Annotated in this window: 19 protein-coding genes and 2 other annotated features; all 19 genes read left to right on the top strand. The window is 40.8% G+C overall.

The genetic code is table 11. The features are described 5' to 3' along the window. The first annotated feature begins 1 nt into the window (after position 1). The 19 genes from disA to LCD32_RS05295 all read left to right on the top strand — a co-directional run bounded on the left by disA (position 2) and on the right by LCD32_RS05295 (position 14232). Entirely contained in the window at positions 2-1081 is a 1080-nt protein-coding gene (gene disA / locus LCD32_RS05385; RefSeq protein ID WP_007496267.1) for a DNA integrity scanning diadenylate cyclase DisA, read from the top strand. 153 nt (positions 1082-1234) lie between these two features. Beyond that, positions 1235-2335, top strand: coding sequence for a PIN/TRAM domain-containing protein (locus LCD32_RS05380; protein WP_047946821.1), 1101 nt, complete (start codon positions 1235-1237; stop codon positions 2333-2335). Between the two features lie 13 nt (positions 2336-2348). Beyond that, positions 2349-3038: a 2-C-methyl-D-erythritol 4-phosphate cytidylyltransferase gene (ispD, locus tag LCD32_RS05375; RefSeq protein ID WP_008345432.1), complete on the top strand. Its 690-nt coding sequence runs from the start codon at positions 2349-2351 to the stop codon at positions 3036-3038. 3 nt (positions 3039-3041) lie between these two features. Next, positions 3042-3518, top strand: coding sequence for a 2-C-methyl-D-erythritol 2,4-cyclodiphosphate synthase (gene ispF / locus LCD32_RS05370; protein ID WP_007496273.1), 477 nt, complete (start codon positions 3042-3044; stop codon positions 3516-3518). A gap of 94 nt (positions 3519-3612) precedes the next feature. After that, the gene (gltX, locus tag LCD32_RS05365) at positions 3613-5064 is read left to right on the top strand and encodes a glutamate--tRNA ligase (protein WP_060780676.1); all 1452 of its coding nucleotides are present in this window, start codon (positions 3613-3615) and stop codon (positions 5062-5064) included. Further along, positions 5065-5294: a binding site (T-box leader), on the top strand. An 81-nt stretch (positions 5295-5375) separates the two neighbouring features. Further along, a complete protein-coding gene (gene cysE / locus LCD32_RS05360) occupies positions 5376-6029 on the top strand; it encodes a serine O-acetyltransferase (protein WP_017366453.1) in 654 nt (217 codons plus the stop codon). Beyond that, a complete protein-coding gene (gene cysS / locus LCD32_RS05355; protein ID WP_008345429.1) occupies positions 6026-7426 on the top strand; it encodes a cysteine--tRNA ligase in 1401 nt (466 codons plus the stop codon). Before cysE ends, cysS begins: the two co-directional genes overlap by 4 nt. 3 nt (positions 7427-7429) lie before the next feature. Continuing rightward, positions 7430-7861 carry a Mini-ribonuclease 3 gene (locus LCD32_RS05350; protein ID WP_008345428.1) on the top strand — a complete coding sequence of 144 codons (432 nt, stop codon included), beginning with the start codon at positions 7430-7432 and terminating at the stop codon, positions 7859-7861. Continuing rightward, positions 7845-8594 carry a 23S rRNA (guanosine(2251)-2'-O)-methyltransferase RlmB gene (gene rlmB, locus LCD32_RS05345; RefSeq protein WP_017359163.1) on the top strand — a complete coding sequence of 250 codons (750 nt, stop codon included), beginning with the start codon at positions 7845-7847 and terminating at the stop codon, positions 8592-8594. The genes LCD32_RS05350 and rlmB overlap by 17 nt, the downstream gene beginning before the upstream one ends. A 2-nt stretch (positions 8595-8596) precedes the next feature. Continuing rightward, positions 8597-9109 carry a ribosome-dependent mRNA decay endonuclease Rae1/YacP gene (gene rae1 / locus LCD32_RS05340; protein ID WP_060780677.1) on the top strand — a complete coding sequence of 171 codons (513 nt, stop codon included), beginning with the start codon at positions 8597-8599 and terminating at the stop codon, positions 9107-9109. Positions 9110-9172: 63 nt separating this feature from the next. After that, positions 9173-9829 carry an RNA polymerase sporulation sigma factor SigH gene (sigH, locus tag LCD32_RS05335; RefSeq protein WP_008345424.1) on the top strand — a complete coding sequence of 219 codons (657 nt, stop codon included), beginning with the start codon at positions 9173-9175 and terminating at the stop codon, positions 9827-9829. 76 nt (positions 9830-9905) lie between these two features. Further along, a complete protein-coding gene (rpmG, locus tag LCD32_RS05330) occupies positions 9906-10055 on the top strand; it encodes a 50S ribosomal protein L33 (protein ID WP_008356502.1) in 150 nt (49 codons plus the stop codon). A gap of 34 nt (positions 10056-10089) precedes the next feature. After that, entirely contained in the window at positions 10090-10266 is a 177-nt protein-coding gene (secE, locus tag LCD32_RS05325) for a preprotein translocase subunit SecE (protein ID WP_008345422.1), read from the top strand. 171 nt (positions 10267-10437) lie between these two features. After that, positions 10438-10971: a transcription termination/antitermination protein NusG gene (gene nusG, locus LCD32_RS05320; RefSeq protein ID WP_003217197.1), complete on the top strand. Its 534-nt coding sequence runs from the start codon at positions 10438-10440 to the stop codon at positions 10969-10971. A gap of 171 nt (positions 10972-11142) precedes the next feature. After that, positions 11143-11568 carry a 50S ribosomal protein L11 gene (rplK, locus tag LCD32_RS05315; protein WP_003216956.1) on the top strand — a complete coding sequence of 142 codons (426 nt, stop codon included), beginning with the start codon at positions 11143-11145 and terminating at the stop codon, positions 11566-11568. Positions 11569-11666: 98 nt separating this feature from the next. After that, positions 11667-12365, top strand: a complete 699-nt coding sequence (gene rplA / locus LCD32_RS05310) for a 50S ribosomal protein L1 (protein ID WP_007496292.1) — start codon at positions 11667-11669, stop codon at positions 12363-12365. Between the two features lie 46 nt (positions 12366-12411). Further along, positions 12412-12552: a sequence feature (ribosomal protein L10 leader region), on the top strand. Between the two features lie 69 nt (positions 12553-12621). Further along, positions 12622-13122 (top strand): 50S ribosomal protein L10, encoded by a 501-nt coding sequence (gene rplJ / locus LCD32_RS05305; protein ID WP_007496293.1) that lies wholly within the window; start codon positions 12622-12624, stop codon positions 13120-13122. Between the two features lie 42 nt (positions 13123-13164). Then, positions 13165-13530, top strand: a complete 366-nt coding sequence (gene rplL / locus LCD32_RS05300) for a 50S ribosomal protein L7/L12 (protein ID WP_008345418.1) — start codon at positions 13165-13167, stop codon at positions 13528-13530. A gap of 96 nt (positions 13531-13626) precedes the next feature. Then, positions 13627-14232 carry a class I SAM-dependent methyltransferase gene (locus tag LCD32_RS05295; protein ID WP_007496296.1) on the top strand — a complete coding sequence of 202 codons (606 nt, stop codon included), beginning with the start codon at positions 13627-13629 and terminating at the stop codon, positions 14230-14232. Positions 14233-14486 lie beyond the last annotated feature (254 nt).

Below are 14486 nucleotides of genomic sequence, written 5' to 3'. Positions count from 1 at the left end.
AATGGAAAAAGAGAAAAAAGGAGCGAGAGAAGTCGATCTCTTAGATATTGTCCAGTTTGTGGCACCGGGGACACCCCTGCGGGCAGGGATTGAAAACGTCCTAAGAGCCAATACTGGAGGGCTCATTGTTGTTGGTTATAACGATAAAGTGAAAAGTGTGGTAGATGGAGGATTTCATATTAATTCTGCTTTCTCCCCAGCACATTTATATGAATTGGCGAAGATGGATGGGGCGATTATTTTAAGTGACTCTGGTCAAAAAATCTTGTATGCGAATACACAGCTCATGCCGGATGCAACCATTCATTCATCAGAAACAGGCATGAGACACCGAACGGCTGAACGTGTAGCAAAGCAGACAGGTTGCTTAATCATTGCCATTTCTGAACGTCGGAACGTCATTACCTTATACCAAGGGAATCGACGATATACGCTGAAAGATATTGGTTTTATTTTGACGAAGGCCAACCAAGCGATACAAACACTTGAGAAATATAAAACCATTTTAGATCATGCCATTTCTGCGTTAAGCGCCTTAGAATTTGAAGAGCTTGTGACCTTTGGTGATGTATTATCCGTGCTACATCGTTATGAAATGGTACTTAGAATCAAAAATGAAATCAATATGTATATCAAAGAGCTTGGGACAGAAGGACACTTGATCCGTCTGCAAGTCAATGAGCTGATTACAGATATGGAGCAGGAAGCGGCTTTATTTATTAAAGATTACGTGAAAGAAAAGATCAAAGATCCATATGTGCTGCTGAAACAGCTACAAGATATGTCGAGCTTTGAACTTTTAGATGACTCCATTTTGTACAAGTTACTTGGCTATCCAGCATCTACAAATATTGACGAATATGTGTACACTAGAGGATACAGATTACTTCATAAAATCCCTAGACTGCCTATGCCAATCGTTGAAAACGTGGTCGAAGCATTTGGTGTGCTAGATCGAATTATGGAAGCAGATGTACAAGATTTGGATGAAGTAGAAGGAATTGGAGAAGTAAGAGCGAAAAAGATAAAAAAAGGATTAAAAAGACTGCAAGAAAAACATTATATCGACCGTCAGCTATAAAAAGAGAAATTTTTCTTAAATACGGTTAAAAATGGATGAATATGGGTATATTAATGATGGTTTTGTTTTCTGTTCATGATGATAGGAAACTTAAGCATATATCAATGTCAGATGAAGGTGGATTGACAGATGAAAAATAAAGGAGGTGAAGGTATGTTAAAAAGAATCGTTCAGGCGTTTTTTATCATTTTCGGTGCAGTTGTAGGGATTTTTATCATTCCAGAGTTATTTCTGCTGTTAAATTTGAAGGACATACCTTTCATAACAAATGCTTACTCTTCAGCACTAATAGGAGCCGCTGTGTTCTTTATCATTGGTAAATGGTGCACAGGCTATGTGGTTAATTGGGTGAAATGGATCGAGGATTCTCTATTGAAGGCGCCTCTTCCTGATCTTATATCTGGAAGTTTCGGTTTAGTATTTGGACTTATTCTAGCATATCTTATTGTAAACGTGATCCCGCTAAACAATATCCCATATCATATTTTTGGTACCATTATTCCGATTTTCCTGGCTTTCTTTTTAGGATACCTTGGATTTCAGGTAGGGTTTAAGAAGAAGGATGAAATGATGGGGCTGTTCTCTCGATCTGCAAAGGTCACAAAGAAAAAAGGAGCAGCTGATGATGAACCTGAAATAGAAGATAAAAAGCTGAAAATTTTAGACACAAGTGTTATCATTGATGGAAGAATCGCAGATATTTGTCAAACTGGATTCCTAGAAGGTGTGATGGTCATTCCTCAATTTGTACTCGAGGAATTACAGCATATTGCAGACTCTTCTGATGTATTAAAGAGAAATAGAGGCCGAAGAGGTCTTGATATTTTAAATCGTATCCAAAAAGAACTGGATATTAAAGTTGAAATTTACGAAGGTGACTTTGAAGATATTCAAGAGGTTGACAGCAAGCTTGTGAAACTCGCTAAGTTAACTTCAGGTGTTGTTGTGACAAATGATTTTAATTTAAATAAAGTATGCGAACTTCAAAAAGTAGCAGTGTTAAACATCAATGATCTAGCCAATGCAGTCAAACCGGTTGTGCTGCCTGGGGAAGAAATGAAGGTACAGGTCATTAAAGATGGGAAAGAGCATAACCAAGGTGTTGCTTACTTAGATGACGGTACGATGATTGTGGTCGAAGAAGGACGCAATTATATTGGAAAAGACATTGATGTGCTCGTCACGAGTGTGCTGCAAACTGCTGCTGGAAGAATGATTTTTGCGAAGCCAAAACTTCTGGAGAAGGCGCTCTAAAGGGAGAACGAACATGTATTATGAAGTAGTTATTCCGGCTGCGGGGCAGGGGAAGCGAATGAAGGCCGGCCGCAATAAACTTTTTATTGAATTGAAAAGAATGCCGGTCATCATCCACACACTGAAGGTGTTTGACGCTCATTCACAATGCAGACGCATGATCTTAGCGATCAATGAAGAAGAGCGTCGTGACTTTGAAAGGCTACTGAAGGTACACGCTTTTCAAACGCCTGTTTCACTTGTCACTGGCGGTGAAGAACGGCAGCAAAGTGTATACGAAGGATTGAAGGCTGTGCAAGATGCGGACATCGTGCTTGTTCATGATGGCGCAAGGCCTTTTATTAAGCATACACAGATTGACTTGCTCGTTAAAGCAGCGATTGAAAAAGGCTCCGCAGTCGTAGCGGTACCAGTGAAAGACACAATCAAACGCGTTCAAGAAGGCAAAGTGGAACAAACCATTGAACGTCAGAGCTTGTGGGCAGTCCAGACCCCACAAGCTTTTCGTCATTCTATTTTAAAAGAAGCGCATGAACATGCGGAGCGGACAGGCTTTCTTGGAACAGATGACGCCAGTCTTGTGGAACAATTACACGGTGAGAGTGTGTATATTGTCCAAGGAGACTATACCAATATTAAACTGACAACACCGGATGATTTATTGGTTGCTAAGGCAATTATGGATGCGGAAAGAGGGTACTAGAACATGTTTAGAATAGGACAAGGTTTTGATGTGCATCAATTAACAGAGGGAAGACCTCTTATTATTGGCGGTGTGACGATCCCTTATGAAAAGGGTCTACTTGGGCATTCAGATGCGGATGTACTGCTTCATACTGTGGCGGATGCCTGCCTAGGTGCGATTGCAGAAGGAGATATCGGCAGACATTTCCCAGACACGGATCCGGAGTTTAAAGATGCAGACTCTTTTAAATTACTTCAGCACGTGTGGGCACTTGTAAAAGAAAAAGGCTATACACTGGTGAATATCGATTGCACGATCATGGCGCAAAAACCAAAGATGGCACCATACATTCAGCCAATGTGTGAGAAAATCGCAGAAGCTCTTGAGGCAGATGTCACACAGGTGAATGTCAAAGCAACAACGACAGAGAAACTTGGATTTACAGGAAGAGGCGAAGGAATTGCCTCTCAAGCAACCGTACTTCTTCAGAAAAAGTAAAATCCGTTTTGATGAGAATGGGTTTTGATGATAAAATACGTTTATAAAAAATTGGTGTCAGACAACATGATGCAGATGAAAGGAAGTTAAACTCATGGGAAATGAAGTGCGTGTTCGTTATGCACCGAGTCCAACTGGTCATTTACATATTGGGAATGCTAGAACGGCTCTTTTCAACTATTTGTTCGCACGCAGCCAAGGCGGCAAATTTATTATTCGAATCGAGGATACGGATCAAAAGCGTAATGTAGAAGGCGGAGAAGAAAGCCAGCTTCGCCACCTGCAATGGCTCGGGATTGATTGGGACGAGAGCATTGATAAAGATGGCGGCTACGGTCCTTACAGACAATCAGAGCGTAATGATATTTACAAAAAATATTATGACGAGCTGCTAGCGAAAGACTTGGCGTATAAGTGCTATTGTACGGCTGAAGAACTAGAAGAAGAGCGTGAAGCACAAATTGCCCGCAGTGAAATGCCTCGATATTCTGGTAAATGCAGTCATTTATCAAAAGAAGAAGAGGACAAGCTGATTGCTGAAGGAAGAGAGCCAAGCATCCGCTTCCGAGTGCCTAAAGGAGAAATCATCAAATTTGACGATATGGTCAAAGGCGAGATTTCATTTGAAACAGACGGCATCGGTGACTTTGTTATTGTGAAGAAAGATGGTACGCCAACGTATAACTTCGCTGTAGCGGTGGATGATCATTTGATGAAAATGACTCACATTCTTCGCGGTGAGGATCATATCTCGAATACACCTAAACAAATTATGGTCTTCAATGCATTTGGCTGGGATGTTCCGCTGTTCGGACATATGACGCTGATTGTAAACGAGAACCGCAAGAAATTAAGCAAGCGTGATGAATCAATTATCCAGTTCATCGAACAGTATAAGAACTTGGGCTATTTACCAGAAGCTTTGTTTAACTTCATTGCACTGCTTGGATGGTCTCCAGTTGGTGAAGAGGAACTATTTACAAAAGAGCAGTTCATCGATATTTTCGATGTCAATCGACTTTCTAAGTCACCAGCTCTATTTGATATGCATAAACTAAAATGGGTGAATAACCAATACGTGAAAGTACTTGATCTTGATCAAGTTGTGGCACTTACACTTCCACATCTTCAAAAGGCAGGCAAGGTAAGTGAGCAGCTGACAGAAGAAGAAAACACGTGGGTGCGCAAACTCATTTCTCTATACCACGAGCAATTGAGCTACGGAGCAGAAATTGTTGAGTTAACAGAGTTGTTCTTTAAGGAACAAATTGAGTATAATCAAGAGGCAAAGGAAGTTCTTGCAGAAGAGCAAGTACCAGAAGTGATGGCTTCGTTTGCAGGTCAGCTTGAACGTCTTGAGTCTTTCACACCTGATGAAATCAAAGCTGCCATTAAAGCGGTACAAAAAGAAACAGGGCATAAAGGTAAGAAACTATTCATGCCAATTCGTGTGGCTGTCACTGGACAAACGCATGGCCCAGAGCTTCCGCAAAGTATTGAACTACTAGGTAAAGAGACGGTATTAAACCGCATTAAACAAATATAAGGAAAATCGTTGCGAGGGAGAAGTACAATGTTATCGTCCATCACAGAAAGAGTCTTCACCGGCTGAAAGAGACTTATGGGCAGACGTTGGAAATGCACCCTCAAGACCCTTGAGGAACACGTATGTTAGTATGCAAGGGCGGTACCCTCCGTTATGGGATGAAGTTGAGAAGGCTGTGAAATGAGGGCTTTCTAAACAGAGTGGAACCGCGTTTTCAAAACGTCTCTGTCATATGGCAGAGGCGTTTTTTATTTGTCCAAAAAAGAGAGCAAGTCCTAAGAGAGATTGATGGGGAAGAACGGGGGGAGCATGTGTTTTTCAAAATGCTGAAAGAAGATATTGATACTGTGTTTGATCAAGATCCTGCTGCTAGAAGCTATCTTGAAGTAGTGCTAACCTATTCAGGGCTTCATGCGATTTGGGCTCATCGTGTTGCGCATGCATTTTACAAGCGTAAGCTGTATTTTCTTGCGCGGATCATTTCTCAGGTCAGCCGGTTTTTCACAGGGGTTGAGATTCACCCAGCAGCAACCATCGGCCGGCGGTTCTTTATTGATCACGGCATGGGCGTCGTGATTGGGGAAACATGTGAAATTGGCGATAACGTCACTGTTTTCCAAGGCGTGACATTAGGGGGAACAGGGAAAGAAAAGGGAAAGCGGCATCCAACTATTTTGGACGATGCCCTAATTGCGACTGGTGCTAAGGTGCTCGGTTCCATTACTGTAGGAAAAGGGTCCAAGATTGGTGCGGGGTCTGTTGTGTTAAAAGACGTACCAGACCATTCTACTGTTGTAGGTATACCTGGGCGAGTGGTCGTTCAAAATGGAAAGAAAATCAATCGTGATCTCAATCATCAAGATTTGCCAGATCCCGTTTCTGATCGTTTCAAAGAATTGGAGCGAGAAATGGAAAAGCTAAAACGTGAGCTGGCTTCATTGAGCAGAAAGGAAGAACAATCATGACAATCAATATTTATAATACATTGACACGTAAGAAGGAAGAGTTTGTCCCGCTTGAACCAGGAAAGGTCAAAATGTATGTATGCGGACCAACCGTGTATAACTACATTCACATCGGGAATGCAAGACCTGCCATTGTATATGACACGGTACGTAAGTATTTAGAATATAGCGGCTATGATGTGAATTTCGTATCCAACTTTACTGATGTGGATGATAAACTCATCAAAGCAGCAAATGAATTAGGCGAGGATGTCCCAACGATTGCTGATCGATTTATCCAAGCATACTTTGAGGACGTCAGTGCATTAGGCTGCAAAAAAGCAGACCTTCACCCGCGAGTGACAGAAAATATGGATGATATCATTGCGTTTATCGCCACATTGATTGAAAAAGGCTATGCCTATGAAGCAGATGGTGACGTGTATTACAGCACACGCTCATTTGAAGGCTACGGTAAACTGTCTCACCAATCGATTGATGAATTAAAGACAGGTGCCCGTATTCGTGTAGGTGAAAAGAAAAGGGATGCACTCGACTTTGCATTATGGAAGGCCGCAAAGGATCAGGAGATTTCTTGGGATAGCCCGTGGGGCGAAGGGCGCCCAGGGTGGCACATCGAGTGCTCTGCGATGGTCAAAAAGTATTTAGGCGATACGATTGACATTCATGCTGGCGGACAGGATTTAACGTTCCCTCATCACGAGAATGAGATCGCTCAATCTGAGGCTTTGACAGGAAAACCTTTTGCGAAGTATTGGATGCATAACGGGTATATTAATATTGAGAATGAAAAAATGTCAAAATCACTTGGGAACTTTGTGCTCGTACATGACATTATTAAAGAACAAGATCCAGATGTGCTTCGTTTCTTTATGCTGTCGGTTCACTATCGTCATCCAATCAATTACTCCATTGACTTATTGGAAAGTACAAAGAGTGCATTTAACAGACTCAAAACATCTTATTCAAATCTACATCATCGCCTTGAGAGCAGTACCAATTTAACAGAGGATAACACTGAATGGTTGACAAAGATTGAAGAGCAGCGAGCGACATTTATTTCTGAAATGAATGATGACTTCAATACGGCAAATGCCATCTCTGTTTTATTTGAACTAGCGAAACAAGCGAATTACTATATGGAAAATGATCATACATCCGAGGAAGTGATCAAGGCATTTATTGGCTTGTTCCAAGAAATCACATCCGTCCTCGGCTTCTCACTAGAAGAAAAGCACACGCTTGACGAAGAGGTAGAAGCATTAATTGAGAAGCGGAATGAAGCTAGAAGGAATCGTGACTTCGCATTGTCTGATCAAATTCGTGACCAGTTAAAGAGCATGAATATTGTATTGGAGGACACTCCTCAAGGTACGCGCTGGAAAAGAGGAGAATAGGTCATGTTGAATTTTGAAAAGCTGAAAGACGGAAAACAGTTGAACGGACTTGCACTTGCTTATATGGGTGATGCCATTTTTGAAGTCTACGTGAGGCATCACCTCCTCCAAACGGGGGCGACCAAACCAAATGAGCTTCATAAACGTGCAAGTAAGATCGTTTCAGCTAAATCTCAGGCCGCTATTTTATTTGAGCTTCAGCAGAAGGGCTTTTTCACAGAAGCGGAAGAAGCAGTGCTGAAAAGAGGAAGAAATGCAAAATCAGGCACAGTGCCTAAAAACACAGACGTTCAAACGTATCGTTATAGTACAGCGTTTGAAGCGCTCATGGGTTATTTATTTATCGAGAAGCAGGACGAACGCTTAGAAGAGTTAATTAGTCAGGCGATTGAAATCGGAACGTCAGGGAGGAAGACAAATGAGTCAGCAACATGATTATGTGATTGGGAAAAATGCAGTGATTGAAACACTGAAGTCAGATCGGGAGTTATACAAGCTCTGGATGGCAGAAAACACTGTAAAAGGACAAGCCCAGCAGGTCATTGAACTCGCGAAAAAGCAAAATATCACCATTCAGTATGTTCCGAGGAAAAAGCTTGATCAGATGGTAACAGGTCAGCACCAGGGAATCGTTGCACAAGTAGCAGCATATGAATATGCAGAATTGGACGATCTGTATCAAATTGCTGAAAAGCGGAATGAACAACCATTTTTCATCATCTTAGATGAAATTGAAGATCCGCACAATTTAGGGTCGATCATGCGTACGGCCGATGCTGTTGGTGCACATGGAATCGTCATTCCAAAACGACGAGCGGTAGGCTTGACGACAACTGTTGCGAAAGCATCTACTGGAGCCATTGAACATATCCCGGTCGCAAAAGTAACCAATCTTTCCAGAGCTCTTGATGAAATGAAAGAAAGAGGAATTTGGGTCGCAGGAACAGATGCATCTGCGAAGCAGGACTACAGACAATTTGACGGCACGATGCCTCTCGCTCTTGTCATCGGCAGTGAAGGAAAAGGAATTGGCCGATTGATTAAGGAAAAATGTGATTTCTTGATTAAATTGCCAATGGCCGGGAAGGTCACTTCATTAAATGCATCAGTTGCCGCTAGTCTATTGATGTATGAAGTGTATCGAAAACGTTATCCGTTAGGAGAATAGAGATGGACATCCTCTTAGTCGATGGATACAACATGATAGGTGCATGGCCTCGTTTGCAGCACTTAAAAGAAAACAGCTTTGAAGAAGCCAGAGACGTGCTGATTCAACATTTAGCAGAATATCAAGCATATACAGGGTATCGAGTCATTGTCATATTCGATGCCCATATGGTCAAAGGAATCGAAAAGAAGCGGACAAACCACCGAGTAGAGGTCATCTTTACAAGAGAAAATGAAACGGCTGATGAGCGGATTGAAAAACTGGCACAAGACTTGAATAACATTCGGACGCAAATTCATGTGGCGACCTCTGATTATACAGAACAATGGGCGATTTTTGGACAGGGTGCACTTCGTAAGTCAGCACGAGAACTCTTAAGAGAGATAGAAGTGATTGAACGAAAGATTGAAACACGTGTCAAAAAGATTACTTCTGATAAACCAGCATCCAAAATTGAATTGTCAGAAGATGTATTGAAAACGTTTGAAAAATGGCGGCGGGGAAACTTGGAATAGCTTGACGATATTTCAACCATTATTGTATAATATTTCTATCTAGGTGCGGTCGGGGGGATCGAAGTGAATCTAAACAACAGCAAGGGTAAGTCCATCAGAGAGCAATTTTGCCAGTTGGAAGATGAACAAGTCATTGAAAGGGTTCATGTCGGAGATAGTGATGCGCTAGATTATTTAATAACGAAATACCGCAATTTTGTACGTGCGAAAGCAAGATCTTATTTCTTGATTGGAGCGGATCGAGAGGACATTGTCCAAGAGGGGATGATCGGACTTTATAAGTCTATCCGCGATTTCAGAGAGGACAAGCTTACTTCATTTAAGGCTTTTGCAGAATTATGTATTACCCGCCAAATTATCACCGCAATTAAAACAGCTACTCGCCAAAAACATATCCCGTTAAATTCCTATGTATCATTAGACAAGCCGATATACGATGAAGAATCGGACAGAACATTATTGGACGTCATTTCCGGTGCTAAAGCGCTTAACCCAGAAGATTTAATCATTAGCAAAGAAGAATTTGATGATATTGAAATGAAAATGGGTGAATTACTAAGCGAGCTGGAACGAAAGGTACTTGTGCTTTATCTTGATGGTAGGTCCTATCAGGAGATTTCTGAAGATTTAAACCGTCATGTGAAATCAATTGATAACGCACTCCAAAGAGTAAAGAGAAAATTAGAGAAATATTTAGAGCTGCGCGAGATCAGTCTCTAATCAAACCTATATTGACAGCTTTTTCGACACTGTGATAAGGTACTAAGGAAATGATGTCGAGAAAATAGGTGTAAATATGAGGAAAAAGATTACTCTAGCCTGTAAAGACTGCGGAAGCCGCAATTATACGACAATGAAAAGTGTTGCTTCAGCAGCTGAAAGATTAGAAGTTAAGAAATATTGCAAGACTTGTAATTCACATAAAACACATTTAGAAACGAAGTAGGATTTGCGTTCTTTAATCTGTGGAGGTCTTTTACATGCGTATTATCAGTTTCTTAAAAAGTGTCGGGAAAGAAATGAAAAAGGTCAGCTGGCCAAAGAAAAACGAAATGGTCCGCTACACGATCACTGTTATTTTAACAGTCGTATTTTTTGCCATCTTTTTCTCTTTTCTTGATATAGGAATCTCACAATTAATCGAATTAATTCATTAATACTTGAATAATGGTCTGCTGAACGTGCTATAATAGATCATAATATGACTTGCCAAAAAACCCGTTTTACGGGTTTTTTCAATTGCTTGAAAATATTTACCGGTACTCGAGATTCGTCAAATAGACATTACGAAATGTGGGGAGGGAAGGACTAAATAGTCCTGAACGAAAATGGAAAAGAATTGGTATGTTGTGCATACGTACTCTGGCTATGAGAACAAAGTGAAAGCGAACTTGGAAAAGCGTGTTGAATCAATGGGCATGCAGGATAAAATTTTCCGCGTTGTTGTACCAGAAGAAGAAGAAACGGACATTAAAAACGGTAAGAAAAAAGTAGTGAAAAAGAAAGTATTCCCTGGATATGTGTTAGTAGAAATCGTCATGACTGACGATTCTTGGTATGTCGTTCGTAATACACCAGGTGTGACAGGATTCGTTGGATCAGCTGGATCAGGTTCTAAGCCGACAGCGTTATTACCTGGCGAAGCAGAAACCATTCTGAAGAGAATGGGACTTGAAGAGCGCAAGACGGAAATTGACTTTGAACTAAAAGAAACAGTCAAGGTCATCGATGGACCATTTGCTAACTTCACAGGCTCTATCGAAGAGATTGATTATGATAAAAGTAAAGTCAAAGTATTCGTTAATATGTTTGGTAGAGAAACTCCTGTGGAACTTGAGTTCACACAGATCGATAAATTGTAATTTAAAAGAGCTTGAAATGAGTGTATAGAAGTGGTAATATAGCAAAGGTACGTCTTGAGTTCGCTCAAGATCGCTAGCTAGTTATTTCGTCATTCATATAAAGAATGAAGTTGTTGAGTGGGAGGGGGATTCCCCTATTACCACATCACGGACTTTAAGGAGGTGTGTCTCGTGGCTAAAAAAGTAGTTAAAGTTGTTAAATTGCAAATTCCTGCTGGAAAAGCTAACCCAGCTCCACCAGTTGGACCTGCACTAGGTCAAGCCGGTGTTAATATCATGGGATTCTGTAAGGAGTTTAACGCTCGTACAGCTGACCAAGCTGGTCTTATCATTCCTGTTGAAATTTCGGTTTTTGAAGACCGTTCATTTACATTTATTACTAAAACTCCACCTGCTGCAGTTTTACTTAAAAAAGCAGCTGGTATTGAGTCTGGTTCTGGTGAACCTAACCGTAATAAAGTGGCAACTGTTAAGCGTGATAAAGTACGCGAAATCGCGGAAACAAAAATGCCTGACTTAAACGCTGCTAGCGTTGAATCAGCTATGCGCATGGTTGAAGGTACTGCACGCAGTATGGGTATTGTCATCGAAGATTAATTTTTGTCTTGTTGGGTTGCGAGTTTGGTTTTGACAAGTTCGCAACCCTTATTCGTGGGAGGTTATTCCGCTAAAACCACATAAGGAGGATTTTTATAATGGCTAAAAAAGGTAAAAAGTATGTAGAAGCTGCTAAGCTAATCGAACGTACTAAAGCGTATGATGTAGCTGAAGCTGTTTCTCTTACAAAAAAAGCAAATACAGCGAAATTTGATGCGACTGTAGAAGTTGCTTTTCGTTTGGGCGTAGACCCTCGTAAAAACGATCAACAAATCCGCGGTGCAGTTGTACTTCCTAACGGAACTGGTAAAACTCAACGCGTTCTTGTGTTCGCTAAAGGCGAAAAAGCAAAAGAAGCAGAAGCTGCTGGAGCAGACTACGTTGGAGATTCTGATTACATCACTAAAATCCAACAAGGATGGTTCGAATTCGATGTAATCGTTGCGACACCTGACATGATGGGTGAAGTTGGTAAGATCGGTCGTGTACTTGGACCAAAAGGTCTTATGCCGAACCCTAAAACAGGAACTGTAACTTTCGAAGTAGAAAAAGCAATCAATGAAATCAAAGCTGGTAAAGTAGAATACCGCGTTGATAAAGCTGGTAACATCCACGCGCCAATCGGAAAGGTTTCTTTCGAGGACGAAAAGCTTGTTGAGAACTTTGCAACAATCTATGACACAATCCTTAAAGCAAAACCTGCAGCGGCTAAAGGTGTATACGTGAAAAACGTTTCTGTTACATCTACTATGGGCCCTGGCGTGAAAGTGGATCCATCTTCTTTCTCTGCAAAATAATTCTTGACTTATCACAACCGTTTTGATAATATCAAAATGTTGTAAAATAGAATAATCATTTATACCGTAGACAGCAGGGGCCTTATGGCTTAATTAACCCGCCGAGGTGTATATGTCACAGTCTTACGTTAACGTATGCTTGTATATACAGCCTCCATGTCTTAATGGAGGCTTTTTATATGGAGAACCGTTCGTTAGGAACGTGATGGCCTGATCGGTATAAGTGTTACACAAAGAATGTACAGGAGGTGTAACCATGAGCAATGCAATCGATACTAAAAAAGTTGTCGTTGATGAAATTACTTCTAAATTTAAAGACAGTTTGTCTACTGTAATCGTAGATTACCGCGGTCTTTCAGTTTCTGAAGTGACTGAACTTCGTAAACAGCTTCGTGATGCTGGCGTAGAATTCAAAGTTTACAAAAATACTTTGACTCGCCGTGCAGTTGAACAAGTTGAACTAACGGGTTTAAACGATTTCTTAACAGGTCCAAACGCTATCGCATTCAGTAACGAAGATGTTATCGCACCTGCGAAAATCATCAACGAATTTGCGAAAAGCCACGAAGCTTTAGAAATCAAAGCTGGTGTTATCGAAGGAAACGTAGCGACTGTAGAAGAAGTGAAGGCTCTTGCGGAACTTCCGTCTCGCGAAGGCTTACTTTCTATGTTGCTTAGCGTTCTTCAAGCTCCAGTTCGTAACCTTGCTCTTGCTACTAAAGCAGTTGCAGATCAAAAAGAAGAACAAGGCGCTTAATGCGTACTTGACGTAAAAAACTTAAAAATGGAGGAATTACAAATGGCTTTAAATATCGAAGAAATCATTGCTTCAGTTAAAGAAGCAACTGTACTTGAGTTAAACGACTTAGTAAAAGCAATCGAAGAAGAATTTGGCGTAACTGCTGCTGCTCCTGTAGCTGTAGCTGCTGGTGGCGGTGCTGCTGCTGAAGAAAAAACTGATTTTGATCTAGTACTTGCTGGTGCTGGAGACCAAAAAATCAAAGTTATCAAAGTGGTTCGTGAAATCACTGGTCTTGGCTTGAAAGAAGCTAAAGAACTTGTTGACAACACTCCAAAACCACTTAAAGAAGGTATTGCTAAAGAAGAAGCTGAAGAACTTAAAGCTAAGCTTGAAGAAGTTGGCGCTTCTGTAGAAGTTAAGTAATCTTCGCCTAATCTTTTGGGAAAGCTCGCTTTTACTGGCGGGCTTTTTCTTTTCTAATCTCCTGAAACGATTGAATCCAGAGGAGGTCCATTCACCATGAGTGACCACTATTATACGGAAAAGCCATCAGTGAAAAGCAATAAACAGACATGGGACTTCACCTTGAGAAACCGTAGCTTTACTTTTACAAGTGACAGTGGAGTGTTTTCTAAGAAAGAAGTCGACTATGGTTCGAGGCTTTTAATTGAAGCTTTTGAAGAACCTGACTTGGATGGCGACGTCTTAGATGTCGGTTGCGGTTATGGACCGATCGGCTTATCGTTAGCAAACGAAATGACAGGCCGCACCATTCATATGATTGATGTGAACGAAAGAGCAGTCGAACTTTCAAAGGAAAACGCTAAGCATAATCGCATTGATAATGTCCGCATCTATCAAAGTGATTTGTTCTCGAATGTTCATTCATCAGCTGCTTTTGCCTCTATACTGACCAATCCCCCAATACGGGCAGGGAAGAAAGTAGTACATGCGATCTTTGAAAAAAGTGCTGATCATTTATTGCCGGAAGGTGAGTTGTGGGTGGTTATTCAGAAAAAACAAGGTGGACCATCTGCGATTGAGAAATTAGAGCAGCTTTTTGGAGAAGTGACGGTCGTTATGAAAAAAAAGGGCTACTATATTATCAAAGCTAAAAAAGTTTGACGCAGTTTCCTAGCTGTGTTAACATTATAAAATGCCAATGTGTATATTTTGCTTGATAGGCTTAAAAAACAACTATTTTGTATAAATTATGCATACTTGGGAAAACTAATAAAATCGGTATTTGTTTTTGGATGTGGTTTTCTTATTTTAGAAACCCTTTTTTCTTTTGTCTTGTAAAAGTATTTCTTTACTGACATTTGAAAGACAGAAATACTTTTTACACATATAATACGCATGATTTGAGGGGTGAATCA

The sequence above is a fragment of the Bacillus sp. RSS_NA_20 genome, assembly GCF_020165915.1.
Classification (GTDB): domain Bacteria; phylum Bacillota; class Bacilli; order Bacillales; family Bacillaceae; genus Bacillus; species Bacillus altitudinis.
The sequence above is the reverse complement of the archived record's forward strand: the minus strand, read 5'-3'. Positions and strand labels throughout refer to the sequence as shown.

What these genes read in the sequence shown, in the direction of transcription:
- disA (WP_007496267.1), top strand. Translation starts at nt 2, where the DNA reads ATGGAAAAAGAGAAAAAAGGAGCGAGAGAAGTCGATCTCTTAGATATT.
- LCD32_RS05380 (WP_047946821.1), top strand. Translation starts at nt 1,235, where the DNA reads ATGTTAAAAAGAATCGTTCAGGCGTTTTTTATCATTTTCGGTGCAGTT.
- ispD (WP_008345432.1), top strand. Translation starts at nt 2,349, where the DNA reads ATGTATTATGAAGTAGTTATTCCGGCTGCGGGGCAGGGGAAGCGAATG.
- ispF (WP_007496273.1), top strand. Translation starts at nt 3,042, where the DNA reads ATGTTTAGAATAGGACAAGGTTTTGATGTGCATCAATTAACAGAGGGA.
- gltX (WP_060780676.1), top strand. Translation starts at nt 3,613, where the DNA reads ATGGGAAATGAAGTGCGTGTTCGTTATGCACCGAGTCCAACTGGTCAT.
- cysS (WP_008345429.1), top strand. Translation starts at nt 6,026, where the DNA reads ATGACAATCAATATTTATAATACATTGACACGTAAGAAGGAAGAGTTT.
- LCD32_RS05350 (WP_008345428.1), top strand. Translation starts at nt 7,430, where the DNA reads ATGTTGAATTTTGAAAAGCTGAAAGACGGAAAACAGTTGAACGGACTT.
- rlmB (WP_017359163.1), top strand. Translation starts at nt 7,845, where the DNA reads ATGAGTCAGCAACATGATTATGTGATTGGGAAAAATGCAGTGATTGAA.
- rae1 (WP_060780677.1), top strand. Translation starts at nt 8,597, where the DNA reads ATGGACATCCTCTTAGTCGATGGATACAACATGATAGGTGCATGGCCT.
- rpmG (WP_008356502.1), top strand. Translation starts at nt 9,906, where the DNA reads ATGAGGAAAAAGATTACTCTAGCCTGTAAAGACTGCGGAAGCCGCAAT.
- secE (WP_008345422.1), top strand. Translation starts at nt 10,090, where the DNA reads ATGCGTATTATCAGTTTCTTAAAAAGTGTCGGGAAAGAAATGAAAAAG.
- nusG (WP_003217197.1), top strand. Translation starts at nt 10,438, where the DNA reads ATGGAAAAGAATTGGTATGTTGTGCATACGTACTCTGGCTATGAGAAC.
- rplA (WP_007496292.1), top strand. Translation starts at nt 11,667, where the DNA reads ATGGCTAAAAAAGGTAAAAAGTATGTAGAAGCTGCTAAGCTAATCGAA.
- rplJ (WP_007496293.1), top strand. Translation starts at nt 12,622, where the DNA reads ATGAGCAATGCAATCGATACTAAAAAAGTTGTCGTTGATGAAATTACT.
- rplL (WP_008345418.1), top strand. Translation starts at nt 13,165, where the DNA reads ATGGCTTTAAATATCGAAGAAATCATTGCTTCAGTTAAAGAAGCAACT.
- LCD32_RS05295 (WP_007496296.1), top strand. Translation starts at nt 13,627, where the DNA reads ATGAGTGACCACTATTATACGGAAAAGCCATCAGTGAAAAGCAATAAA.